The organism is Pseudomonas fluorescens, assembly GCF_902497745.1.
GTDB lineage: Bacteria > Pseudomonadota > Gammaproteobacteria > Pseudomonadales > Pseudomonadaceae > Aquipseudomonas > Aquipseudomonas fluorescens_BM.
The window spans coordinates 20,599-45,271 of sequence record NZ_CABVHJ010000024.1 but is presented as its reverse complement, the minus strand read 5'-3'; the positions used below and the strand labels follow the sequence as shown (position 1 = coordinate 45,271).

Here is a 24,673-nt window from a genome sequence, read left to right as displayed (position 1 = left end):
CACTTTGGGAGCGAGCTTGCTCGCGAAGGGGCCAGCCAAGTCATCACAAATTTCAGATCAGTTTCAAACCCAAGCCACCGCCAACAACCCCGCCCCCAACACCGCACACAACGGCGAATACACCCAAGTATCAAGTCGCGCAAACCGCGAATCCTTCACTTCCTTGAAGAACCCGACCAGATTCGAATCACCAATCGCCCGGGCAAACATCAACAGCGCAATCGCACTGATCACCCATTGCAGCGCCTTGTGCGTCACCGCCGGCATTCCCCAGCCAACCCGCATACACACCAACGCAGCAATCACCAGCAACGCCGCCGCCACGATCAACGTGAGCCAGCCCGACGGCTTGAATGCCGGTCGCACCGTTGCGACAAATCCGCGCACCGGCACCTGCGGCACCACCACTGCCGCCGCCCACTGCCCACCCAACGCCCAATACACGTGCATCAAGGCGATCACTGCAAACGTTGTCACCAGCCATTGAGCCAACACAAAGGTCATGGTTGAAATCCTTGGAAAGGGATTTGAACAAATCATCCTAGTCGGATTTTTTTCAAGTGCACGACCGATCAGCGGTACGGTAAAGTGCCGCCCCATGAAATTCTCCCGTTCCGATCGCTCACTGCTGGCCTGGATGCTTTATTGCTGCGTCCTGTTCAACGTGTTCGCCTGCAGCATCGGTCACGGACAAATGGTCGGCATGCAGCTGAACGGTATCGGCGGCCAGTTCTGTACCGTCGACCCGGCCACGCAAGCGCCGCTCGCCAGCAACCCCACAGAAGAACAACTGCCGACCCTGTCCAAGGCATTCGGCTGCCCGCTGTGCTCGGTTGGCGGCGGCATGGGCCCAGCGTTCAACTCCAGCCTCACGCTGGCGATCCTGCCGGAACAGCACAGTCCGCCGCTGGCGCCCATCGTCAGCGCCGACCTCCCTGCCCGCTTCACCTGGCCTTCGGCCAACCCTCGCGCCCCACCGCTCGCCTGAATGTCTCTGCCTTTTTGATTTGTCAGCCCACTGCGCCCACGCGCGGCGTTCGCCTGTGCGCTGACTCCTAGACAAGCATTCAGGATTCAATGATGAAACAACTCACTCTACTGGCGAGCCTGTGCGGCTGCCTGTCCGTTAACGTCTGGGCGCAATCCACCGTGGATCTGGCGCCGATCACCATCGACGGCGAGTCCGGCACGGAGCCGGGCCTGAGCCTCGACCAATCCAGCGGCATGGCCTCGCGCCTCGGTTTGAGCGTGCGTGACACGCCCGCCTCGGTGGCCATCGCCAAGCGCAACGACATCGAGCGCCACGGCGCGCAGAACTTCCAGGACGCCGCCAACACCTTGCCCGGGGTCAACGCCAGCGCGCCGCCGGGCTTTGGTGGATTCGTTTCCTATCGCGGTTTCACCAGCAGCCAGATCACCCAGATGTTCAACGGCATCAACGTTTCCGGCGGCCTCGCGCGGCCCGTCGATTCGTGGATCTATGACCGTGTGGAGTTGGTTGGCGGCCCGTCATCGCTGATCAATGGCGCAGGCTCGGTCGGCGGCTCGCTGAACTACGTGACCAAACTGGCTACACGCGATGAACAGGCCGTTGAAGGTCGGGTCAGTTACGGAACCTACGACACCACTGAAACCGCGTTCGGCCTCAACCACGCCTTGATCGAACCGGGCGCCGACGTGCAGCACTACGCGCGACTCGACGTCAGCCACAACACCAGCAACGGCTACATCGACCGCCAGGAGCGTGATGCCTGGAGCGTGGCGTTCTCGCTGCTCAGCGACCTGACGCCCGACCTGTCGCACACCCTCGCCCTCGAATATCAGGACGAACACGAAGACAGTCCGTACTGGGGCACACCCGTGCTCAATCCCAAGGCCGGCGAGTTGAAGATCGATAAACACAACCGCTTCAACAACTACAACGTCGAGGACGGTCGTTACGAGCAGCGAACGATCTGGGTCCGTTCGATCATCGACTACCGGATCAACGACAGCACCACCCTGCGCAATACGCTGTATCACCTCGACAGCCAGCGCGATTACCGCAACCTCGAAACCTACCAGTACAACGCCGACAACACCGCGGTGAATCGCTCCACCGCGTATCAGGTGCGCCATCAGGGCGAGCAGAACGGCAACCAGTTCGAACTGCGCCACGACAACACGCTGTTCGGTCTCGACACGACGTGGTCGGGGGGCTTCGAATACAAGGTCAACCAGACCACCAACTCGCCGCTGAACATCAAAGGTGCGAGCACGGTGGACCCGAACAACTACCGTCCGGGGCACTTCTACGACATTCCCGGCACCAACCCGAAATTGATCAGCGACAAAACCAACGAGGTCACCACCAAAGCACTGTTCGTGGAAAACCGGCTAGCGTTGACCGACAAGCTGTCGCTGCTCACCGGGCTGCGCTATGACGACATTGACCTCGACGTGACCAACCATCGCACTGTAACCGCCGCTAACCCCAAGCACCTCAAGCGCAGTTGGGAGCCAGTCACAGGCCGCGCCGGCCTGACCTACCAGTTCATTTCGTCGGCCAACGTCTACGTGCAATACAGCACCGCCGCCGAGCAACCGAATGGCACGCAGGACTTCGACGTCTCGACCGGCAAGCAGTGGGAGATTGGCAGCAAATTTGATTATCTGAACGGGCGCGGCTCGGCGACGATTGCTGCTTACACCATTGAGCGAAAAGACTTCGCGGTGACCGACCCGCTGGATCCGGCCGGCAGTATTCCGGTCGGTCAACAGACGTCGAAAGGGTTTGAAATCGCCAGTTCGTTGCGTATCACTGACAAGTTGCTAGCCGAAGGCAACTTCGCTTGGGTCGATGCGCAGTACGATGATTTCACCGAAAAGAATGCTGCCGGCGTGGTGGTGTCACGCAAGGGCAATACGCCGACCAACGTGCCAGATCGGGTCGGCAATCTGTGGCTGACGTATGACTTTTCACCGCAGTGGCAAGGTGGGGTTGATGCACGATATGTGGCGTCGGTGTATGCCGATACTGCGAATACCATGACCGTGCCGTCGTACACCTTGTTCGGCAGTTTCCTCAGCTACAAGGTTGATTCGCACACCACTGTGACCGGGCGCGTGCGTAACCTGACCAATGAGGTGTATGCCGAGTTTGCGCATGTTTCGCCGGCGTATTACCTGGGCACGCCGCGTACCTTCGAACTGGCGGTGCAGACGAAGTTTTAAAAGCATCGCGAGCAAGCTCGCTCCCACAGTGTTGTGAACGACACATATCCATTGTGGGAGCGAGCTTGCTCGCGAAGAGGCCAACAGCCTCAACCTTTACTTCAAATCAGCCGAAACCTTCTCCGCCACATCCTTCGGCAACCAGGCCTGCCACACATCCGGCTGGGCCTTCATGAACGCCACTGCCGCATCACGCGGCGCCGTGTGCTTCTCGCTCATCTCGGCCAACGCCTTGTTCAACGGTTCGATCGGAAAATCCACCTTGCTGAAGAACTCGGCAATCTGCGGATACTGCTTCTGGAACGGCGTAGACACACCGATCGATAGCTTCGAGGCCAGTGACCGGGTTGGTTTCGGATTGGGGTTATCAGCGTCAGTCAGTGTCTTCCACGCCTCGGCATCAAACGGCGGCTCCTCAAGCTGCACCAGTTTGAATTTGCCCAGTAGTGGCGTCGGCGACCAGTAGTAAAACAGCACCGGTTTACCACGACGAATCGAAGAGCTGATCTCGGCATCCAGCGCCGCGCCCGAGCCACTACGGAAGTTGGTGTAATCGTCCTGCAGACCATAAGCGGTCAACTTCTGCTTGTTGACCACTTCTGAAGTCCAGCCAATTGGACTGTTGAGGAAGCGCCCCTTGCTAGGGTTTTCCGGATCCTTAAACACATCCTTGTACTTTTTAAGGTCACTGACACTGCGCAAGTCCGGCGCCAGCGGCTTAATGCCTTTGGCCGGGTCGCCCTTGATCACGTACTCCGGCACCCACCAACCCTCGGTCGCGCCCTTGACCGTATCGCCCAGGCTGACGACTTTGCCTTCGGCTTCGGCCTTGACCCATACCGGACTGCGCCCGGCCCATTCTTCGCCAATGACCTGGATGTCATTATTGGCCAGTGCGGTTTCCAGAGTAATGGTGGTGCCAGGCAAGGTGTCGGTCGGCAAACCATAGCCCTTCTCGACGATGATCCGCAGTACATCGGTAATCAGGCTGCCGCTTTCCCAATTCAGGTCGGCGAAATGGATCGGCGCCTGGGCGGCCATCACCGATGGCGCTGATGTCAGCAAACCGAACGTGGCCACGCTGGCGGCCAATAACCGTCGAAATCCGTTCATGCATTGCACCTCGTGCTGTTCACAGCAATGACAGGATGGCCTGACAGAAGACCGCAAGCCTCTGAATACTCAGTCAACTGACTGTAGCCGAGGTTCCTGTTTTTTCCGGGCCATGCCCCGGACGAGGTTACGAATCAGACTTTTCCTGCAGGCTTTGCAGCTCGCGTCTGACCATGCTGGCGTATTCCGCGGGACGCAATTGATAAATCTGTGCAGCCACCCAGTTCAGCCAGGCGCCCTGCAACTCGGCCTTGGCGGTAAACAAACGCCGAGCCTCCTCGCGCGCCGTGTCGAGGTTCTGCGAATGAAAAACCGAGCGGCTCACTCGCTGGCCTTGAACGTCACCAGTTCGCCTTTGCGCCACTTGGCGGCTTTGGCGGTAACGGCTTTGAGGGTTTTGGTCAGGCCTTCCTGCAGTTGCTGATGAGCAGCGAACACGGTCACCACGCTGTGGCCTTCCTTGAACAGGATCGCGTGCCCGTCAGCGGTGTCGACGAAAGCGTAATCGCCCAGTCCATAGACCGTGAGTTTGATTTCGCGAAAACGGATATCCATCTTGCCGCCTTCACGGCTGGGCAAGACCGACGCACTGAAATGATCGCCGACCTTGAGCTTGAGCCCCGGCTTGTCATCAACCACCAAGGCGCTTTCGGTGTCGATCTCGGCCACGTAAATGCCTTCGGCGTTCTGTTCGGTGATGTAAACAAAACGCGACTGGAACAGCTTGACCAGCTTTGCACGCAAATCACCCAACACGAACAAAGCATGCATATCGAGATTACTGACTGCCAAAGAAACATCCCCACATCTGAAAAAACCGCACACGGAAAACGCGCACGGCAAAAAAACGGCCAGGCCGATGTCACTGCAAATAAATCAATAAAACCCTAATAGAGCAGAGTGCTGATTCAACGCGAGGTCCGTAAGACTACTGGATTGTCACTCGCGAAACTCATCCCGATGTCGCCAAAGCTTGAAGGAAAATTCCTCACCGCTGGCAAGAGCAGTCTGACTACGAACTTTAGGGAAAATTCTCACGAAAAAAAGCACTTTTCCGACATATCGCTGGCGAAAAATTGCTTTAGATAAGCCCTGTCGTCAACAGGTACTGGCGATTCTAGAGCAGCGATGCTCATTCCGACTACCCGAAACGGCCAGTAATTACCGGCCAACTGATGAAAAGGACTTCACATGTGCACTCGGACTCACTTTGCCATGACTGCTGACGCACGGATCGAATCGCCACTGATACTACGTGTCACCGATATCAATGACCATTGTCCGCGCTTCCAGGTCGTGCCTGCTGGCAATGCTTTTTTCCATATAAAAGAAACATCGACCGGCCGTGTAAGAGGTTTCCGCGAAGATCACAACGAAGCGTGCGCCCTCGCTCGTTCACTTGAATCGAAGATCGAACTCCTGGCGAACGGCTGCCTCAGATAAAGAGAGCGATCGACCGCGCCATACCGGCGCCCACCGAAGGAGTACACGATGGAACTGCCAGCATACGATCTGAAAACCCTGTTCGATCAACTGGGGTTGCCTTCAGAAGGTAACGCAATCGACGATTTCATCGAAAAGAATCGATTGGCCGACGAGGTCAAACTGATCGACGCCGACTTCTGGACACCGCAACAGGCGCAATTGCTCAAGGAATGGTTAAGAGCCGACGGTGAAGAAGCAATCGTGGTCGATGAACTGAATGTACGCCTGCACGACGGCAAGTAATCAGTGGTCAGTGGTCAGTGGTCAATGGTCAGTGAAGGCTGTCACTCGGCTCGGCATGCAATTGCGCGAGCCACGCAGCCTTGCACTCCTCGGCCTCGTCGCGGCTTGCAAACGCGGTGCCGCGACGCTCGCCATTGAGCAACACCACCCAGCAGACACTTCGACCCATTGCGCGCAAACCGGCCGGTACGCCACTGCCGATCATCACCGCGACATCAACTCTGCACTGCATGCAGCCCTCCCGAAATCATTAGCAACCTAACTAAGCGGTCAGATTAATGGTTTCTTTCGAGTGGAAACAGCAAGCTCCGTGCACAGATTCATTGCACCGGAAGTAACAATCCCTCAACGCGGCTTCTCCGGCTTATAACCCAGACGCAATCCACCCCAGTGCCGGCCCTTGATCATGATCGGCACCGACAGGTCATGCATCAGTTCACCGGTGTCGCGGGTGTAGGTTTGCAACAACACCGGTTGCTGATGGCTGCCGCAGCGAATACCGGTGCGGTCAGCAAACTTGCGTTTGGTGCGATTGTTCACCGCGTCGACCTGCGCATCGCCGGTCAACGGCTGACTGAACAGCTGATTGTGCGTCGGCACATAACCCTGTTGCGTACAGGCAATGGCGAACACCAACCCCTCGTGACGCGGCAACAACGGCTCCTGAATCGCCGGCAGCACCTGATCGGTGTAACGGTCGAAACGGGTCTGAAATTTCGCCGGTTGCGTGTTCGGGATCGGCTGATACTGGCGATCGAACAAGTCCTCAAGGCTGATCCGGCCCTGCTCGACATCCGCCTCGAACCGCGCAGCAATCTGACTCGCCCCTTCGCGGGCCAGATCGTAGATGCGCTGGTGATAGTCATCCAGACCGACTTCAGCCAGACGCTCGCTGATGGTTTCCGCCTGCCCTTCCATCTGCACCGCTGCTTCGGCGAGGCGGCGGGTCTGTTGATCGCTGATCGCCAGATCGCTGCGCATCTGTTCGATGGCCTTGAACAGGCTGTCGAGTTGTTCGCGATTGGTTTCCGCGCCCTGAGCGATTTCACCGACCTGGATTTCCACCCCGGCCGCCAGTCGCGCGATGTTCTCCAGATGCTGACCGGTGTGTTCGACCTGTTCAACACCGATCTGCAGATCACTCGACAACTCGCGAATCTGCTCCACCACCTGCGCTGTACGCTGTTGAATGTCCGCGACCATCTCACCGACCTCACCGGTTGCCGAGGCCGTGCGCGCCGCCAATCCGCGAACTTCGTCCGCAACCACCGCAAAACCGCGACCATGCTCACCGGCCCGCGCCGCTTCGATCGCCGCGTTCAACGCGAGCAGATTGGTTTGACTGGCAATCGACTGAATAACCAACGTCACGCGCTGAATATCATCGCTGCGCACACTCAAGGCTTCGATCAGTTCACGGCTAGCATTGGCGCGCTGACTGAGCTGATGCATACGCGCGATCGAGTCCAGCAGTTCCGTGCGCCCTGCTGCGCTGCTGTGATGCGCCTGACTCGCCGCTTCAAGCGCTGCACGGCTGAGCTGCGAAGTCGCATGTTCGGTGGCGATCATCACCTCGGCATTGCTGACGATCTGCGCCGCCGCATCGAGTTGCGATTCGAGTTTGCTCGCCAGTTCCTTGACCGAAAACGCCACGCCCGCCGCCGACAAGGCGTTATGACTGGTGGTGTAGGAAAGGTCGCGGGTCAGTTCGGACATGGCGCTGCCGCTGTCGGCAGGCTGGGTATCGGGGATAGCGCGAGAGCGCAGGCGCGGCAGCCAGACAATCAGCACCGCCAGCGGCATGCCGATGTACAGCGACCATTCGGCCAGGGACATGCCGGCCAGCAACAGCATCAGGGCGATGCTTTGCAAGGTCGGTGCGATCCAGCGGTTTTTCGGCAAAAGCACTGGTGCAGGCAAAGCCCCAACCAGAGATCCGTCTCTCGTCATATCAACACCCCACGCTTGTTCTCATTGTTGTGACTGCATTAAACGCCACTACAACGCCATTATCCATGGTCCGTTAGTCGTGGGGTCTGTGGCAGGTCAATGGAATCGCGCGGAAATATTGCGGACGATAAAAAGCTTCGCGGGCAAGCCCGGCTCCCACAGGTTCGGTGTTGAACCTTGTGGGGCGGACTTGCCCGCGATCACAGCGCCGGAAAAATCAGGCCTGACGCTGGTGCTTGTCGATCTGCTCGTGACGCTCTTGAGCTTCGATGCAGTATTTGGTGGTCGGGCTGATCAGCAGGCGCTTCAGGCCAATGGCCTCGCCGCTGTCATCGCACCAGCCAAAACTGTCTTCCTTGATGCGCTCAAGGGCTTGTTCCAGTTGTGGCAGCATGCGCTGGTCGCGATCGATCGCGTTCACCAGCCAAGTGCGCTCTTCTTCAACCGAAGCCGCGTCCGCCGGGTCAGCCGGGGTGTCCAGGCTTTCGATGGCGATACGATTTTGCTCAATGCGCTCGTGGGTTTCGACTTTCATGTTCTGCAGCAGCTCAGTGAAGAAAGCGTGCTGCTCTGCATTCATGTAGTCATCTGCCGGCATAGCCAGCAACTTGTCCTTTGTCATTGATATCTCTATAAAAAAACGTGCATTAAGGCGAATTAGGGAGCGTTTCGGCGAACCGTGTGCGGTCGGCGAAAAGGCATCGTTTATTGCAAATGCCACCCGGCACTCAATTTACGAGGGGCGGCAGTCTAAGGCCCGAATGAGGCCTCAGCAACTGTAAATACAGGGAATTTGTCCGACAACGTACGGAAACTGCTCTGACACAGCGATTACACGGCCATCGGAGTGCGTTTATAGCAAGAAATTCAGTCGAGCGGCTGTATATAGAAGACAAACGGCTAACCACGCAGCGCTCAGACGCAATTTTTTACCACGCACTGCATCGTTTCAGCAAAGCAGACCCGCAAAAGCCCCCCTACTATCAGGCCCACCGTGTGATCAAACAGCCTGAAGGATGACCTATGCCCCGCCCCGATCTGCCGGCCACCGACGAGGTTTCACTCGCCAGCCCCCCGATCAATGCCGAGCGCCTGCTGCAACTGATCACCGACGAATACGACGCCCTGCCGCGCCAGCTCAAACGCATCGCCAGCTACATCAGCCAGCAGAGCGACCGGATCATGGTCGACCGCATCAGCGACATCGCCCGCGAGTGCGAAGTCCACCCGTCCGCCATCGTGCGCTTCTCGCAACGCTTCGGTTTCAGCGGCTTCAGCGAAATGCAGGCGCTGTTCCGCAGTGCCTACACGCACAAAGCCTCGCCGGTGCAAAACTACCAGCAACGCGTCCGCAGCATGATCGCCAACCAGTCGCAGCAAGCCAGCGCCGGCGACCTCGCCCGCGAATGCATCGACGCCACCCGCTCCGGCATCGAACGCCTGGGCCGCGAACTCGACGACGCCGCGTTCGAAAAAGCCGTCGACCTGATCGTCAACGCCGACAACATTTATGTCGTCGGGGTGCGCCGCTCCTTCGCCGTCGCCGACTACCTCGTTTACAACTTGCAACACACTCAGAAAAAAATTCACCTGGTGTCCGGGCTAGGCGGTAGCTATCGAGAACAAATGCGCAGCGTGCGCGCAAGCGACTTGGTCATCGCCATCAGCTTCGTGCCCTACGCCAAAGAAACCCAACACTGCCTGCGCTTCGCCCGCCAGCAGCAGGCCAACACCCTGATCCTCACCGACAGCCAGCTCTCGCCACTGGCGAAACTCGCCAACAGCGTATTGCTGGTCAACGAAGGCAGCGCCCTCGCCTTTCGTTCGCTGAGTGCGACGTTGTGTTTGTGTCAGGCGTTGTTTGTGGCGGTGGCCTATCGACTGGAACTGAATGTCGATGAGATTCACGAACAACCCGGCTTCGACGACTGACAATTGCCTCAGCGTCGGCTAGGTTATGCCTTCCCACCGGTTTGACTTGAAGGAACGCGTCATGAAACTGATCGGCATGCTGGACTCCCCTTACGTACGTCGCGTGGCGATCTCCGCCAAACGCCTAGGCATCGACCTCGAACACGAGTCGGTCTCGGTGTTCCGCCACTTCGAGCAATTCCAGCAGATCAACCCGGTGGTCAAAGCCCCCACACTGATCCTCGACGACGGCGTAGTCCTGATGGACTCGACCCTCATCCTCGATTACCTCGAAGCAAGTTCCGGCAAAAGCCTGCTGCCGACCGACCTGAAACAACGCGCCCAAGCCCTGCGCCTGATCGGCCTCAGCCTCGCCGCCTGCGAAAAAGCCGTGCAGCTCTATTACGAACGCAACCTGCGCCCGGCCGACATTCAATACCAACCGTGGGTCGAACGCGTCGAAGGCCAACTCGCCGCCGCCTTCACCGCCCTCGAGCAAGAACTGGAAAAAACCGGCCTGCCCACCGACGGCACCCTCACCCAGGCCGGCATCAGCCTCGCCGTCGCCTGGAGCTTTACCGACCTCGTCGTCCCCGACCAGATCGACACCCGCCGCTACCCCCACATCGCCCAATACACCGCCTACGCCGAAACCCTCGAAGCGTTCGTCAGCACCCCGATGACCTGACCATGAGCACCACCGACACCGCCGCCCCGGCGCTAAAGGAAATCTTCAACGCCGAGCGCTTGCAGCACATCGCCAGCGAAATGAGCGCCGTGTACCCGACGTTCAAGGCCAAGGCGTTTCTCAAACATGCCCAAGACGGACTCGCTGAATTATCAGTTATGCAACGCATGGCGCGTGTCAGTGAAAGCCTGCATGCGGTGTTGCCGCTGGACTACGAAGATTCCTTGGAAGTGCTTTTCGAACTCGCACCAAGGCTGAACAGCGGATTCGTCAGCATGTGTTTGCCGCATTACGTCGCGAGCTACGGCGGTCACGCCTTCGACACCTCCATGGACGCCCTGAAGTACTTCACCACCTTCGGCTCCTCCGAATTCGCCATCCGCCACTTTCTGCGCAGCGACCTCGAGCGCTCACTGGAATTGATGCACGACTGGACCCGCGATGAGAACCACCACGTCCGACGACTCGCCAGCGAAGGCAGCCGCCCTCGCCTGCCTTGGTCGTTTCGGTTGGAAGCGGTGCAGGCGGATCCGCAGTTGGCAGCGGGGATACTGGATCGGTTGAAGGCGGATGAGAGTTTGTATGTACGCAAGTCCGTGGCGAATCATTTGAATGATGTGACGAAGGTACATCCGGGGTGGGTGCTGGACACGATTGAAGGATGGTCGCTGGATAACAAGCACACGGCCTGGATTGCCAAGCATGCGTTGCGGAGTTTGATCAAGCAGGGGGATTTGCGGGCGCTGACGGTGATTGGTGCCGGGGCGAAGGCTGAGGTTGAGTTGTTGGATGTACGGGTTGAACCGGCGGTGGTGAGGTTGGGGGAAGCGATTACGTTGTCGTTTGTGGTGAAGTCGACGGTGGCGCATGAACAGCGGTTGGTGATTGATTATGCGATTGACTATGTGAAGGCGAATGGCGGGGTTTCGGGGAAGGTTTTTAAGTTGAAGACGGTGGTGTTGGCGGGGTTTGAGAGTGTGGTTGTGGGGAGGCGGCAGGTGATTAAGGATTTTACGACGCGGAAGCATTTTGTGGGGCGGCATGGGTTGAGGGTTATGGTTAATGGGGAGGTTTTGGGTAGCGCTGCGTTTGACATCGTTGCTGGATGAGGTCGTGTGTGGATTCGTTGATCTGGCAGTACTCGGATTGATAGGTAATTACGTATGGGGCTGCTTTCGACCAGGTGCTGCCATCAGTAGCGCGCGATTGTCGGCTGCTTAATGACATCGAAAAAAACTAGAACTCTATTACTTCTAAACTGGCGAAGCTTCTCTCGGTAGCCACCGTCATGGGCTCTCAGGAGAGTGATCATGATGCAGAGCTTCAATACCGCAATAGCATTGTGATAGCGTGATTACTTTGAAATATGGCATGTAACCTCACCTAACCACCGGCGCCGTCACCTACTGAGATCGGAAATAATGGATTTTTTTGCTTTGGAAGAGCGCGTGGGGTCTTACGGCTCTGGGGGATATCTGTTTCTTGAGGCGTTCCTTACCAAGCTTCTTCAAATTGAAGCGGCTCATTACGGTCAAGAGGTCAATAGTCTCGACACTCACACATCACTGTTCGAAGCTGTCGCCCCTAAAGGCATTGGGGATCTATCTACTCCCATTTTCATTGAATATATTTTTACGGCAACTAAAGATAAAGTTAAATCGTTGCTGGACTCTTTTCGAATGCACGGCGAACCGGGGTTCGGGCTGTTAATTATTGCGCCAAAGATGCCCGAGTCAACACTGAGTTACATACTCCATGAACCTGATGCTCATGGCCGTGCCTCCGTGTTTATCTGGGGGGAGAAAAAAATCAATGACCTCATGCGCAAACATAAAGATGAGGTGAGCAAGCTCACTGATAGTTTGTTTTCATTACGTTTGGAAATGGCCGTGACTCGTCCAACGAAACCATGGCTGGAAGAGCGAGACAAACTCATTAAGCTAGTAGCAGAGCAGTATCGATCCGGGAGTTTTTCGTTAGTTTTAGGTGCGGGGGTATCCAGTAGCGCAGGTTTGCCAGATTGGAACACTCTTCTAAATTCTCTTTTCGTCTCTATGTTGGCACAAGAAAATATTGGAGGAGACAAAAGCGATACTGCCCAAGTTTCTCAGATTGTTTCTAGACTTATGGAGGTTGATGGACCCTCCGCTCTGATGCTGGCTAGGTATATCAGAAAGGGACTTTCTGTTGGATCGCCGACTGAACAGCAAAGCTTCATTGAAGCAATCACTCATCAGCTATATTCCCTACGTAACGAAGACTTCCAAATAGAGTCAGAACTTATTACGGCCATTGCTCGTCTCTGTACGCCTACCAGGACAGGTGCGAAGGTAAAATCAATTCTTACTTATAACTTTGATGATTTCATTGAGCGCACCCTATCAGGACGCGGCCTTGTCCATAAAAGTATTTTTGAGGAGTTTGAAACTCCAAGTGCTGAGGAGCTGCCGATTTACCATGTTCACGGTTTTTTGCCTGAGACTAGAGACAAGTATTCTAATTTAGATCGATGCACTTTGGTTTTTTCAGAGGAAGGCTACCATCTGATTTATCGCGATTCTTATCATTGGTCAAACTTGGTGCAGTTAAACGGGTTCAAGGAAACATCGTGCCTTATGATTGGTCTTTCTCTCACGGATCCGAATTTGCGACGCTTGTTAGAAATCGCTTCTAAATCCATTGAGAAACCAAAGCATTTTGCATTTATGCGTCGTTTGACCTCAAAAAAATTCAAGAGTGGCGATCGTGGACATCAGCTGAAAATCCCAAGCTTGGTGATTGACCGTTTCTTGGACAGGCACCACAGCACAAATGAAGAGCTCATGCGGGAGCTCGGTGTAACGGTGATTTGGTATGAGGAGTATGGTGATATTCCTAAAATTCTTAATCGTATCCGCGAGGGCTAAAACTTCGTTACGCCATCCATTAGCAAAGGACGATTGAAGAGCTGCGATGTATCCATAAAACGGCCCCTAAAGCGCGATCGAGGCACATCATTCATCATGTCCTGATAAGTGTCAGCTTCTGGCCGATTGGTGCCGCTCATGACGGGCCGCTTCCGGCCAAGAGCGGTCGTTCAAAAAAAGCTACCGAGGCGTGAACGATTCAGATTTTTTCTAGCTGTCAACACCATCCCTCGCGCCAACCCTAGAGGGGCTAAATCCCAAGCTCTGGACAGTTCTTAAGAACCTGCTGACGTATGCAGCTAGAAATCGCTTCGAAGCTTTCGATGCGGGTAGCTATTTTTTTGCAGCGCTGCTCATAATCTGACACCACAATTACGCGAGAATGGACATGTCTCCCAAAGTATTTGTAAGTCATGCGAGTGAAGACAAAGATCGCTTTGTTTTGGATTTTGCAAAACAGCTGCGGGCCAATGGAGTTGATGCGTGGCTTGATAAATGGGAAATGCTGCCTGGTGACAGCCTCATAACCAAAATATTTGAAGAAGGGATTAAGGGCGCCCAAGCAGTTATAGTTGTGCTGTCGAAAAATAGCGTTGAAAAGCCTTGGGTCAAACATGAGCTTGATGCAGCTTGTGTGAAGCGAATCAATAATGGGAGTAAATTAATTCCCGTTGTTATCGACGATTGCGAAGTTCCTGAAGTTTTAAAAGCCACTCTTTGGGAGAAAATCCATGATACAGCTTCGTATCAGCCCAGCCTTGAACGTATCGTTGCTTCGATTTTTGGTGCTTCGGACAAGCCGGCTCTTGGCAAACCGCCGATTTATGTCAATAACTTTGGCCCCAGTGTCGTCGGGCACAACAATATAGACAGCCTAGTGTACAAGCTGGCATGCGAGTTCGCTCTGGAAACAGGTTCGAGACACGTAAATATTTCGGCCTTTTGCAAAAATGGCAAATTGACCATCCCAGAGCATCAATTAAGAGAATCAGTTGAGGCGCTCGGTGAACACGGGACATTCTATCTTCAGCATTTTTTGGGAGGGGAATTTCCATCAGTCTCAATAACAGACTCTGGATTTGAATTGTATGCTAGTGAACATGTGGAAAACTACGGCGTCGTGTTTCGCTCAGTCGTTTCCGCCATTGTAAATAATAGCTGCACGAGTCTTTCACAAATAAACAACGAGCTTAATTCCAAGTCATTCTTGATTGAGCATATTCTAAGGATTCTTGCGGGCCGACAAAAAATCTCTGTCACTTGGTTTCTCGGAGGAGACTGTTCAATCAGCAACGTATCCCCATCTTTGCGTCGATCACTATCATGATCATCTATACTGGGACTTTTTTTAAATTCAACAAATACTAATATTCCAAGAAAAAGGGGAAGGTTTTTTAGGTTCACTTCTGAAAATAAATTCGCCCCTTTTTCATGAATGAATAGCAACGACTGTGGCTCTCAATGAAGAAGCCCCCCGCTGACTTGCACCGATACTTATTCAGAAGATGCAGTTTTGGCCTACCCATTGCTGCCGTGATGAGAGACAGCTTTGGCCGGTCTCTACCGGTCACGACAGGCGGGAGTCGGCCAGAAGCGATCAATGACAAAGAATGCACCGGCCAGATGCAAAAAAATACTAAAACAGAGCAAACTTACTGAACAAATTTTGCATGCGCACGTTTTTCACACAAAGCGCCCCACGTTTTATAGGGAATTAATTTGCTTGCCCAACCATAATAACCCCAAGTTTTTACCACATCTTTTTGCCAGCAAGCATCACATATTAACGAATGAAAATGCACTTCATCATTTATTATTTCCTGACAAATATCATGCAGGCTTTTCGGATTATTACAGTAACACCTGAATTTTTTATCTCTTTTACGCTCATAAAGAGGCCCTACCAGCCGTTCATAAATTTTTGGCTGACACTTTTTAAGACGCTGATTTACCGAATCAAGAACATCAATGTTGATTCGGGAAAAAATTCCGCTCATACATGACCTCAATCCGACTCATATAACACCCATTATTTTTTTCAGATATCGATAGATACCTAGCCAATCCGGAAGGACGCCTCTACCTACGTAACGCTAGCCCGCAGCTACGATGCAGCAATCATGTGATCACTCTCCAGTAGCGGCGATACTAGCGCTCGACTGACTGCCTCTCTCGCAATATTTTAAGATTCTGTGCAGCCTGCATGGCTTGTTCAAGAAGAAAAGCATTCTCCTCATAAGCACATGAATCATTGGTGCCCTGTTAGAATGCCCTCCCTCCGAAACATCTCTCACAACACTATCTGCAAGCTGGCAGAACCTGATTAAGTCTAGGAACTAGGAGCGATTAGATTCATTAACCCACGGATAACCAAAACAATTGCTTGGTCAATGTGAGGAGTGTTGGCAAGTGCGACGTTTTCCTCCGTGGTGAGACCGTTTTTCAGGTCCTCTAGTTGGTATTGTGTGAACACATCAGCATGGGGCCAGACTGGCCTCGACGGAGCGAACTGATTTTCGACACCCATTAGATCTAAGATTTCTCGACTACAGCCGCCAAACCCCCCTAGCAGAAAAACGGGTTTATGGCTTTGTAGGGATATAAAAACTTCTTCGGCAACACCTGGCATGATGCCGTTAAATTGTGATGTTTTCCCTCCAAGGACAATCCTAGCTGTCGAGTCGTCAGTGATTGCTTTCCTCATTGCAGTAAGCCCTGAGGACCAATTAAACTTTGCACCAGGCATTAGACGACCAGCATCCTCAAGTGACAACGTCTTGGATTGTTCGTCAATAATCTTTATTTCGGCTGTACCATCCATTTCGCTCGTCAACGCGAGCAATTCGTCAAGCTTGGAATGTACGAATACTGGCCATGCAAGAAAGCTTATTACGCTTGCCAAGTTATTTTGATCATCAGAATCTTTACGATACCTGGATACAAGCTCGTACAGTATCTTTGTAAAGCCATGATTTCGAAGGTCGCCTCCGTAGGTTATTGTTGCACCTAGAGCGAGCATGTGACGTGCAGTTTCACACATTGCGTCCACGAGATGGGCCTCACTTAGACCCAGTCCTGCCATGTTCTCGCTCTCTGAAATCGATATAGAGATCTTCGAGCCGTCTAAGACTTCTTTGTAACTCACCTGGTAGCCCCCGCTTTCCATTCGGCTAGGCTTCTCAGTTGCACATTAGGCGCAACCCTATTGATCAATCTCTCCTCCTCAGTACTCAATGGAGGATCTGGATATATTAGTAAAATTTCTGTTTGCTGGCCTTCGAGGTCTTCAGGTCCCTCAGGAACACAGGAGAGCGATATCAACTCAGGCGGACGTGGAATGAGGAATGCTTTTCCTTGAAGCTGCTTTTTTATTTCGTGGGTCTGACAGCGCCAGAGGAAGTCTTTCAAAACCTCGTCAAGAAGTCTGCTGATGACAATGTCTATGCGAGAAGCATCTGTAGCATCATAGCCGAGACGAACCACTGGCACATTCCCCATGTATGGGAACCCTCTTTCGTCCATGTTGTTTATGCTATTAGCAACTACAAGCGGGACATTCCAAGTCTTGGCTTCAATGATTTCCTTTCGGCACCACTCCCTTGACGAGTAGGAATCTGTGTGAATTGCTATCATCGCGCTGACGCGCACCTGCGCTATTAGGACCTCATCAAACCTGAGCCCTGCTGGAATGTCGTTAACGTCAAAGAACGAAGAGAGGCCATGGCCTTCGTGTATTCTCTTTCTTATGGCTGAGGCTATTTCAGTACCATCGCTATCATGTTTTGAGTGGCTTAAGAATATTTGTACTTTCTTTAGATAGTTTTCCAAATTCCTAATATCTGGGTGTTCGAGCTGCGCAAGCTGATGCCTGAGTATTCGGCAAAATTCATAGGTGAGTTCGCTGATTAAACGTTTGGTTTTTTCCTTTTCATCACCTATCCATGAATCCCATCTTAGTGCTTGCTCAGCTAAGCTAGCTCTATGTAGAATTTCTTTAGTTATGGACACAGGGAATAGAAGGCTATTGAATCCGGTTTTATTAGACTCTACGGTCGTGATTGAGAGGGTCTTAAGGTAGTCAACCCAGTGCTGCGATTCACAGAGTTTCTCGTCCACCAACGCAATGATAGCGGATGTCTGAGAGTCCTCGGTATTAATTGTTATAGGCTTTTCATGGTCAGGCATGCAGGCGCTGCGAAATACCACTGGAATTCCGGCACCTCCTACGATGTTTTTGTAAATATCACGCCGAAAGTGTTGCATTATTTTATTGGCAATTTCCTCCCCTGACTCAAAGCTTGGGTGCCATACGACATAAATAACGAAAAATGGTTTTGCGAGATCGCTACAGTTTGCTTCAACCATTGCGCTTCTTCTTGTCGCGGCTATTGTCTATAAGTGATTTATATTTTCCCTTTGCTTCGCTGATGTACTTGTCAAGAGATGCTGGTGACGCAGTTGCATTCTCCCAGCTTGTGAATACCGCATATCCACTTCGGACGTTGTCAGCTAATCGGATTGGTACAGTTATGTTAACTCCGTTTCTTGGTGCAGATGGGAGGTAGATACCGAGAAGAGCATGCTCCTTGTCAAGGGTTGCTTTTATCTCCCAGTCAATATACTTTCTTTGATAAGTCTCTGCGCCAATCAAGACTATTGTGCACGAAGTGCCGGTTATGTATTCCTCGCGAATCCTCCGGAGTACATATTCAGTGTCGTCGCTGTCTATCTCATTATCCAAGGAAGCGTCGTGTATTGCTTCATGGGTATCATGAAATTGTTTCGAGAACGCGTCGTAATAAGCTTGATCTAGTTTGTGGTGGTAGCTAACAAAAATTTTATGCTTAACAGGCTTTTCCAGAGATTTCAAAATTTCTTGGAGGTTCATTGGTTCATCGATCCTTGAGTTTCTTGTGAACACTCGCGCGCGATATAGTGCGAGGTGGATACTAATATCAAGACAGGTAGAGGGTATGCAACCCCTCGTTATTAGAATTATCGTACGATATTCGGAGGATTGACATTAGGATCTCGAAAGTGGTCGGACAGACTGTCAATCCCCTTGTGACGCAGGGCATCATCCGTCAATCAACGCTCCTAGAATTGGCAGTCAATGCACTTGGGGTGATGGCTGAAAGCTGCATGGTTACGGATCCGAAGCTGTCAATCCGCGAAGCAGTAATATGATAAGAAACACTTTGGCGGATACGGGGTACTGACTGCAATTGATTGGCATCTATCGGTTCTGACCGGCTGAATTGGGTCGATATTTACCCTTCACGAAGGCCCGCTTCTGGCCGAAAACGGACCTTCGTTGAACCCAGCTTATACGCGGCAGCTGTCAAAGATGGTGACTCAAAACAAAGGTGCTCGAGGACGAGCAGGAGAAGTGTCTTCTGCCTATCTACCAACTTCCGTACGGAATGCCGTACTTTTCGACGTAGCGCTTAGCCTTCTCACTTACCGGATATGCATAACGACCACCGTGCTTCCCTTGTTCCGGCCCCAAAACTTCTATCCCACCTTTACCTCGGGCGACCTCAACCGGATTTCGACATGAATCTTTGACCCATGCCTGGAGTACGCCGCCCGGAGCGAGCCCTACGTAGAGTGACGCCATAAACCGCGCGGTTTTCTCCGGTGTTTCCGGGCAACGCCGGTGTGTTGACTTCATCATCAGTTGCCTGCCATCTTCGGGAATTTCGATGAAACCTTGGTAGGTTTTTTGCTCTGTTATGGATTGCCAGCGGACAAAGATCTGTTTTGGAAGATCAGCGCCCGTCACAGGTCTCCCGGTCCCCGATACTGCCCCCCAACCACGAGCAGACTCTGTGCGGATATCGGGTTCACCGCTAGCAGCAGTGCTCTTGCCAGCGCGAAAGAAAATTCTGTTGTTGACGTCTTGGACGGAGCTGTCCTCTACCCAGACCTTCATGTAATTCGGCTGAACGAACACTAACTCCCACCATGGATATTTAGGGTCATTTTCGCCGGTTTCTGGGCCTGCGATTTGGCAGCCAGACAACAATAAAGCGCCCAGCAGCGCAATCCTTGCGTTCATTACAAAAGATCCATTCAGTTAAGTGTCACGACTACCAACTTCCGTATGGAATGCCATATTTATCGATATACCGCTTTGCCTTTTCGCTCACCGGATAAGCGTAACGCCCTTCGTTCTTACCTTGGCTCGGCCCTAGCGGCTCAATTTCAGCCTGCGCTCGAGCGACTTTGACCGGGTGGTGGCAAGAGTCTCTTACCCAAACCTGCACAACACCACCGGGGGCCAACCCTAAATAAACCGACGCCATAAATCTCGCTTCCTGATCAGGCGTCTGCGGGCAGCGTTGACTGACGGACGCCACCATCAACTGCCTGGCTTCCTCTGGAATTTCTACCCATGCCTGCCACGTTTTCTGTTCGACAATCGATTGCCAACGGACCCAGATGCGAACAGGTAAATCTGCTCCCACCACTCTCCTTCCGCTGCCGCCTACCCCACCTGTCCAACCTCGGGCGGACTCCGTTCCATCTTCAGGTTCTCCCCCCGCTGCGGTGCCGCCGCCGGTTTTGTAGAAAATCCTGCCGTTAATGTCTTGAACAGAACTGTTCTCTACCCAGACTTTCATGTAATCCGGCTCGGTAAACGCCAACTCCCACCACTCGGATTTCGGGTCATTTTTTGCTGAAAGTGGATCCGCAGACTGGCACCCAGTAATCAACAGCGCGCATAGCAGGGCAAAAAATACTTTCATCACCAAAGTTTCCAGTCAGCTACATGAGGGTGTTGTACGCGTATCGAGTCCGGCGTCGGGGCATTGATGTAAACGGCGTGGACGCCACTGCCATCTCTGCGCCCGAGAGGATGGTTCCAATTTGCAGACATGTGAATGTACTTCAGCTTCAGCAATTGGTCTTCTTGGATTGAGGTGTCGTAACTACCCGCCAGAAATCGATCACACAGCGCTTGAAGCTCTGCGGGCACTGCCAACTCAGGCGTATCGGGAATGTCTTGAAACCGAGCGCCCTTCTCTTTCGCCAATCGGTGCATCACTCGTAGATATACCCTGGAGAGCAAGCCACTCACAGGACGCTTGAGCTGCACTGCGGCATACACGCGCTTCATACGTGGGCTGAGCCGATCCTGCCGATCAATTGGCAGAGGAAGGGCGTCAGGCGTGACGATCTCCAACATCTCTTCTGGCCATCCTTTGGCAAGCCACTGCGCCTTCACCGTCACGGCATCACGGTAGATCGACGTAGTGGAGACATCGGTAAATTGCGACACCTCAAGCGTTTGCATCGGACTGACGAGCACGCACTCTTCGACCTCATCGCGGTAGCCACCGCCGATGTCAGAATGAACCCCGGGCAGAGTTATTTCCAAGTGATCCGCTTTAACGCGGCTCAGAGCGAAGTTGGCCCGATATTCGTCACGTGCGGATAGCTGCACGACATCTGTGAAGAAGCGACGGTCGAGGTAGAGTTTGATTCCTGTTGCGATGGGACTTTTGATGTCCCCCAGATTCGACCAGCCAGCAATGGATGGCACCGTATCAAAAAGGCCAATAAAACCCATGTTGATGCTGCTTTTGTACTCTTCGATGAAGGTCCGGCTGAGGGCATTGGCGTTGCTTCGCAAAACCTCCCCGAGTGGCCCCTGCTTTCCACGTACGACCTCGTTGGCAAAGTGTCTTGCTGCAGCAGCACCACGGCTGAAGCCGAATGCATCAAAGGTCAGGGACGTAATTTCACTATTGGGATTGTTATCCAGCACGTCCTTGATACGGGTTTTGATCTCTGCGAACGACAACTGAACACGTCCTGCCACGCCTGTATCGCCTCGGCCAGTACCACCACCTAACGTACTGTCCTTCTTGCCTGACTCAGTTCCTATTCCCTCGATATAAATCATCCGGAACGCTTGCTTCTGCAAACTATCTCCTTCGGCCCTTTGAGGTGCGAAGTACAGTTCGCTTAGTTTCTGAACATTGGTGGTGCTATTGGCGTAGCTGCTGTCCGGATCCTTCATATAGGGCTGACAACTGGCGGGGATATCCTCGGGAGCTATGGGATGCTGCGCCCCACACAGCAATCCAGCCGCCGTGTTGTTCGCATTATTCCCAGTGCCATCAAAGAACACCCCAATCCTCAACGCAATCCCGATTTTCTCAGGTTCGCGCGCAGGTTCTTTCCCGTGCTTCTCATATTCCGCCCAACGCTGGGCGTGAATATCGACGGGTTTGGCTTCTTCGTAACGATAATTTTTCGGGGGGTTGGGTACGTAGCCATTCATCCATGTTTCCTGGTTCTGATCCTTGAGAACGGCCCGAAGGGTGACAGCCGCGACTTTGGGGCGCAAGCCGTGGCCGTGTGCCAGCCGGGGTGTGACAGCGGGGTTCGACGAGGGTTTCCCCTCGTCGGGGTGGGGGTTAGCTGGCGATTTCGACGTTATCCAGCGCTTGGTTGACGGCGATTTCGCCGAGCATCACGACTTGGGCGATGCCCAGTGCGGTTTTGCGGTGCGGGGTGTCGAGCATGGCGGCGAAGTTGAGGAGCATTTCGCTGGCGGAGCCGAGGGTTTCGCTGGCGTTGGCGAGCAGGGATTCGCTGTTGTACTTCGGGTTGGCGAGGTACATGCGTTCGGGTTGTTGGGTGCTGGCCATGATTTGGCTGGCGGGCTTGAGGTAGTGGTCGAGGGCGCGTTCGGCGGCTTCGTGGAATCGCTTGGAATCGGGGGATTCGTAGGGGGATGTGGGGTCGGTTTCGGGTGGGTTCGGCGTTACTTTGAACATAGATGAAGCTCCTAACACATTTAGAGGAGGCTTCACCCTTTCGCTACCAAACGAAGGGTGGCGGCCATGCGCAGGTTGGTAGACCGGGTGTTAGGATCCGGCGCGCCCTAGGACGCCCTGCACATGACCACCATAAATTCGAAACGAAGAAGTTTCGGCGATGGTGGAGCTGTACATCTAACACCGGGCTACCAAACCCGATCACTGTTTTTCAGTGACCGATAGACGATAGAACCCTTGCCCTAGACGCACAAGCCGGCGGATTCTGGCTTAGTCGTAGGTAACGGCGCAAGGCGTTGTAGGGTTTAGGTGGTTACTTGAGGCTTCGTTTAAACAGTGGTGGTTTTTACTGTTTATTTCGCTCAGTGGTTGATGGGGTGGACGTCTTCGCGAGCAGGCTCGCTCCCACAGGGGGTTTGTGGTTGGCGCGAGACTTGTGGTGGCTGGGCTGGCGTTATCGCGAGCAGGCTCACTCCTACAGGGGATTGAGTCTGGCTTGGGATTTGGGGTGATTGGGCTGGCGTTTTCGCGAGCAGGCTCGCTCCCACAGGTTTTGTGTTGGGCTCGGGGTTCGCGGCGGGCGGGCTGGCGTCATCGCGGGCAAGCTCGGCTCCCACAGAGATTGGGGGATGGTTAGGGTCGGTGGCGTGTCATGTTGATGAGGGCGGATCGTCCACCATTTGGCGCCGGGCGTTCTTCGATGGAGAACGGCACGAAGCCGAGTTTTGGGTAGAGCAGCAGGCCTGCAGTGTTTTCGTTGAAGCAGGAGAGTTGCACTTCCTTGGCCTGGTATTTTTCGAAACCCAACGCGGTCATGGTTTCGACAATGTACCGCGCCACACCTTGCCCACGGGCGTAGGGCGCGACGATGACGTTGCCAATGCAGCAGATGCCATGGTGCTCAGCGCGGTAGAAATTGGCGAAGCCGACGAACTCGCCGTTGGCCAGAAAAGCCGTGGAATCGAAGCGCTGGCTGATTGCGCTGTGCATCTGCTCTTCCGTCAGCGGGAAGTTGGCTTTCGGGAACATGAAGAACAGCTCTTGTTCGCCTTGGGGAAAGCTGCAGAGGGTGTTGACGTCGTCGGCCGTCACTGGCCGGTGGGAGAAATTCATCGCTGCCCTGCCCTCACTTTTTACCCGCCAGATGATGCGCAACCAAGGCGTTGGCATGGCCGTGGCCCATGCCGTGTTCCTCCTTGAGCCACGCCACCAGTTCCATGTGTTTCTTGTCGCTGATGCCGGCGAGCAAGTTCAGCCAGTGATCGATGGGCTGGCCGTATTTTTTCTCGATGGAGGGAAAGTACGACGCCGGGCCTTTTACCTTGTTGTCTTCGCTCATGCTGCAAGCTCCCTGTGGTCACGACGGAGGGTCGGCGGACGCTCCTTGTCGGCAGGTCATAGAGTGGACGCGAGACGCTGTTCCGGCAAGTGGCCCGCCGATCAGTTCGGGCCACACGGCACCCCTTATTTTTTCGATAGCGCTCTGAGTCGCTCTCTATCGGTCAGCCCATCGGTTCTGACGCTGGCGACAGTCGTGTGGTTTTTCTGCTGCGGCGAAAGGATCGGTTCGCCGGGGTATCGGTAATCGCTAAAACCCTGCATGACTTTTTGGTCGATGGCACTGTTACCGCAACTTTGCCGCAAGGCAATCACTGGCACCAACGAGCCGGGGGTGTAAGTCAGTTCCAGCTGCACCGACTTGCGCTCGGGGGTCGACAGCTTTTCTTGCGCCAGCACTTTCTCGATACCTTCAATCTTCGCCCTGACGCCGTACTGCATCCGGTTGAGATAAACCTTGTTGTACTGCTGTTGTTGTTCGATCGTCATCACCACGCCTTTGGTGCGCAGGCGTTGGAGGTTGTCCCATGAGTCGGCTTTGAAATACAGCTTCAGCGCCCCCGGAAGGTCTTGCGGGCCGCCTTTGCCGTTCTCCAGAAACTCGGCGACTTTGAGCTCCATTGCGGTATTGCCGGGTTCCGCGATGGAGCGCTCATAAAAGTCCCGGGCAGCCACCAGATCGACCGGCCCGCCGACACCGGCTGCCGCCATATCGCCCAGGCGGCTGTAGACATTCGGCGCACGTCGGGCCACCGACTCATAGATGTCTTTGGCCTTCTCGATGTTTTTCGGCACGCCATGTCCCTGCTCGTACATCTCACCGAGGATCACCTTGCAGTTGGCGTTCTGGGTGCTGAGATAGCGGATGTCGTCGAACTGCTGCTCACTGATCGACGCTTGCTTGAAGTACGCCGCACAACGAAAGCTGGGGAATTCATCGTCCGCAAGATTGGGGCGATGGTGGGATTTGCAGCCTGCAACGAGGGCAGTAAGCGCCAGTACAGCAACAACCTTGTTCATGAATGGCATCCGTT

27 protein-coding genes are annotated in these 24,673 nt (G+C 53.9%); 9 read left to right on the top strand and 18 right to left on the bottom strand.

The window, feature by feature from the left end:
• Positions 1-63: 63 nt before the first annotated feature.
• Positions 64-504: a DUF3995 domain-containing protein gene (locus F8N44_RS27310; RefSeq protein WP_007910751.1), complete on the bottom strand. Its 441-nt coding sequence runs from the start codon at positions 502-504 to the stop codon at positions 64-66.
• 94 nt (positions 505-598) lie between these two features.
• Between F8N44_RS27310 and F8N44_RS27305 the strand changes: the two genes are divergently transcribed.
• Complete coding sequence (locus F8N44_RS27305; protein ID WP_016982997.1) at positions 599-988, top strand: DUF2946 domain-containing protein; 390 nt, start codon at positions 599-601, stop codon at positions 986-988.
• A gap of 92 nt (positions 989-1,080) precedes the next feature.
• Complete coding sequence (locus F8N44_RS27300) at positions 1,081-3,213, top strand: TonB-dependent receptor (RefSeq protein ID WP_150652495.1); 2,133 nt, start codon at positions 1,081-1,083, stop codon at positions 3,211-3,213.
• A gap of 96 nt (positions 3,214-3,309) precedes the next feature.
• Here F8N44_RS27300 and F8N44_RS27295 read toward each other — a convergent pair whose 3' ends face one another.
• From F8N44_RS27295 to F8N44_RS27285, 3 genes are all read right to left on the bottom strand, one after another.
• On the bottom strand, positions 3,310-4,326 hold the full coding sequence (locus F8N44_RS27295; RefSeq protein WP_150652494.1) for an ABC transporter substrate-binding protein: 1,017 nt from the start codon (positions 4,324-4,326) through the stop codon (positions 3,310-3,312).
• A gap of 127 nt (positions 4,327-4,453) precedes the next feature.
• Positions 4,454-4,651 carry a hypothetical protein gene (locus F8N44_RS27290; protein WP_150652493.1) on the bottom strand — a complete coding sequence of 66 codons (198 nt, stop codon included), beginning with the start codon at positions 4,649-4,651 and terminating at the stop codon, positions 4,454-4,456.
• On the bottom strand, positions 4,648-5,097 hold the full coding sequence (locus F8N44_RS27285; RefSeq protein WP_175554633.1) for a hypothetical protein: 450 nt from the start codon (positions 5,095-5,097) through the stop codon (positions 4,648-4,650). Before F8N44_RS27285 ends, F8N44_RS27290 begins: the two co-directional genes overlap by 4 nt.
• 420 nt (positions 5,098-5,517) lie before the next feature.
• On the opposite strand from F8N44_RS27285, the gene F8N44_RS27280 reads away from it, so the two are divergent.
• Together F8N44_RS27280 and F8N44_RS27275 are read left to right on the top strand one after the other, a co-directional pair.
• Positions 5,518-5,769, top strand: coding sequence for a hypothetical protein (locus F8N44_RS27280; RefSeq protein ID WP_116029188.1), 252 nt, complete (start codon positions 5,518-5,520; stop codon positions 5,767-5,769).
• A 48-nt stretch (positions 5,770-5,817) separates the two neighbouring features.
• Positions 5,818-6,054 (top strand): DUF2789 family protein, encoded by a 237-nt coding sequence (locus F8N44_RS27275; RefSeq protein WP_150652492.1) that lies wholly within the window; start codon positions 5,818-5,820, stop codon positions 6,052-6,054.
• 28 nt (positions 6,055-6,082) lie between these two features.
• Here F8N44_RS27275 and F8N44_RS27270 read toward each other — a convergent pair whose 3' ends face one another.
• The 3 genes from F8N44_RS27270 to F8N44_RS27260 form a co-directional block, all read right to left on the bottom strand.
• Positions 6,083-6,286, bottom strand: coding sequence for a hypothetical protein (locus F8N44_RS27270; RefSeq protein WP_122600076.1), 204 nt, complete (start codon positions 6,284-6,286; stop codon positions 6,083-6,085).
• 113 nt (positions 6,287-6,399) lie between these two features.
• Positions 6,400-7,623 carry a methyl-accepting chemotaxis protein gene (locus F8N44_RS27265; RefSeq protein WP_412071565.1) on the bottom strand — a complete coding sequence of 408 codons (1,224 nt, stop codon included), beginning with the start codon at positions 7,621-7,623 and terminating at the stop codon, positions 6,400-6,402.
• Between the two features lie 598 nt (positions 7,624-8,221).
• Entirely contained in the window at positions 8,222-8,626 is a 405-nt protein-coding gene (locus F8N44_RS27260) for a TraR/DksA family transcriptional regulator (protein ID WP_003225981.1), read from the bottom strand.
• A 401-nt stretch (positions 8,627-9,027) separates the two neighbouring features.
• Here F8N44_RS27260 and F8N44_RS27255 point away from each other — a divergent pair, with 401 nt between their 5' ends.
• From F8N44_RS27255 to F8N44_RS27235, 5 genes are all read left to right on the top strand, one after another.
• A complete protein-coding gene (locus F8N44_RS27255; RefSeq protein ID WP_150652490.1) occupies positions 9,028-9,936 on the top strand; it encodes a MurR/RpiR family transcriptional regulator in 909 nt (302 codons plus the stop codon).
• Between the two features lie 61 nt (positions 9,937-9,997).
• A complete protein-coding gene (locus tag F8N44_RS27250) occupies positions 9,998-10,603 on the top strand; it encodes a glutathione S-transferase (protein WP_110720452.1) in 606 nt (201 codons plus the stop codon).
• 2 nt (positions 10,604-10,605) lie between these two features.
• Positions 10,606-11,712: a DNA alkylation repair protein gene (locus F8N44_RS27245; protein WP_150652489.1), complete on the top strand. Its 1,107-nt coding sequence runs from the start codon at positions 10,606-10,608 to the stop codon at positions 11,710-11,712.
• Between the two features lie 312 nt (positions 11,713-12,024).
• The gene (locus F8N44_RS27240; protein ID WP_150652488.1) at positions 12,025-13,509 is read left to right on the top strand and encodes an SIR2 family protein; all 1,485 of its coding nucleotides are present in this window, start codon (positions 12,025-12,027) and stop codon (positions 13,507-13,509) included.
• A gap of 388 nt (positions 13,510-13,897) precedes the next feature.
• Complete coding sequence (locus F8N44_RS27235; RefSeq protein WP_150652487.1) at positions 13,898-14,836, top strand: toll/interleukin-1 receptor domain-containing protein; 939 nt, start codon at positions 13,898-13,900, stop codon at positions 14,834-14,836.
• A 325-nt stretch (positions 14,837-15,161) separates the two neighbouring features.
• On the opposite strand, the gene F8N44_RS27230 is transcribed toward F8N44_RS27235, so the two are convergent.
• The 11 genes from F8N44_RS27230 to F8N44_RS27180 form a co-directional block, all read right to left on the bottom strand.
• A complete protein-coding gene (locus F8N44_RS27230) occupies positions 15,162-15,506 on the bottom strand; it encodes a hypothetical protein (RefSeq protein ID WP_191630956.1) in 345 nt (114 codons plus the stop codon).
• A 332-nt stretch (positions 15,507-15,838) separates the two neighbouring features.
• Positions 15,839-16,654, bottom strand: coding sequence for a hypothetical protein (locus tag F8N44_RS27225; RefSeq protein ID WP_150652486.1), 816 nt, complete (start codon positions 16,652-16,654; stop codon positions 15,839-15,841).
• A complete protein-coding gene (locus F8N44_RS27220) occupies positions 16,651-17,874 on the bottom strand; it encodes a toll/interleukin-1 receptor domain-containing protein (protein WP_150652485.1) in 1,224 nt (407 codons plus the stop codon). Before F8N44_RS27220 ends, F8N44_RS27225 begins: the two co-directional genes overlap by 4 nt.
• Positions 17,867-18,397, bottom strand: a complete 531-nt coding sequence (locus tag F8N44_RS27215) for a TIR domain-containing protein (protein ID WP_150652484.1) — start codon at positions 18,395-18,397, stop codon at positions 17,867-17,869. Before F8N44_RS27215 ends, F8N44_RS27220 begins: the two co-directional genes overlap by 8 nt.
• A 516-nt stretch (positions 18,398-18,913) precedes the next feature.
• Complete coding sequence (locus F8N44_RS27210; protein WP_150652483.1) at positions 18,914-19,570, bottom strand: DUF2931 family protein; 657 nt, start codon at positions 19,568-19,570, stop codon at positions 18,914-18,916.
• A 31-nt stretch (positions 19,571-19,601) separates the two neighbouring features.
• The gene (locus F8N44_RS27205; protein WP_150652482.1) at positions 19,602-20,261 is read right to left on the bottom strand and encodes a DUF2931 family protein; all 660 of its coding nucleotides are present in this window, start codon (positions 20,259-20,261) and stop codon (positions 19,602-19,604) included.
• Entirely contained in the window at positions 20,261-21,802 is a 1,542-nt protein-coding gene (locus F8N44_RS27200) for a phospholipase effector Tle1 domain-containing protein (RefSeq protein WP_150652481.1), read from the bottom strand. The genes F8N44_RS27205 and F8N44_RS27200 overlap by 1 nt, the downstream gene beginning before the upstream one ends.
• Positions 21,803-21,938: 136 nt before the next feature.
• A complete protein-coding gene (locus tag F8N44_RS27195; protein ID WP_108226440.1) occupies positions 21,939-22,301 on the bottom strand; it encodes a DUF6124 family protein in 363 nt (120 codons plus the stop codon).
• 633 nt (positions 22,302-22,934) lie between these two features.
• Positions 22,935-23,414 carry a GNAT family N-acetyltransferase gene (locus F8N44_RS27190; protein ID WP_150652480.1) on the bottom strand — a complete coding sequence of 160 codons (480 nt, stop codon included), beginning with the start codon at positions 23,412-23,414 and terminating at the stop codon, positions 22,935-22,937.
• 13 nt (positions 23,415-23,427) lie between these two features.
• A complete protein-coding gene (locus tag F8N44_RS27185) occupies positions 23,428-23,640 on the bottom strand; it encodes a DUF4287 domain-containing protein (protein WP_034152439.1) in 213 nt (70 codons plus the stop codon).
• A gap of 125 nt (positions 23,641-23,765) precedes the next feature.
• Positions 23,766-24,659, bottom strand: a complete 894-nt coding sequence (locus F8N44_RS27180) for a tetratricopeptide repeat protein (protein WP_150652479.1) — start codon at positions 24,657-24,659, stop codon at positions 23,766-23,768.
• Positions 24,660-24,673 lie beyond the last annotated feature (14 nt).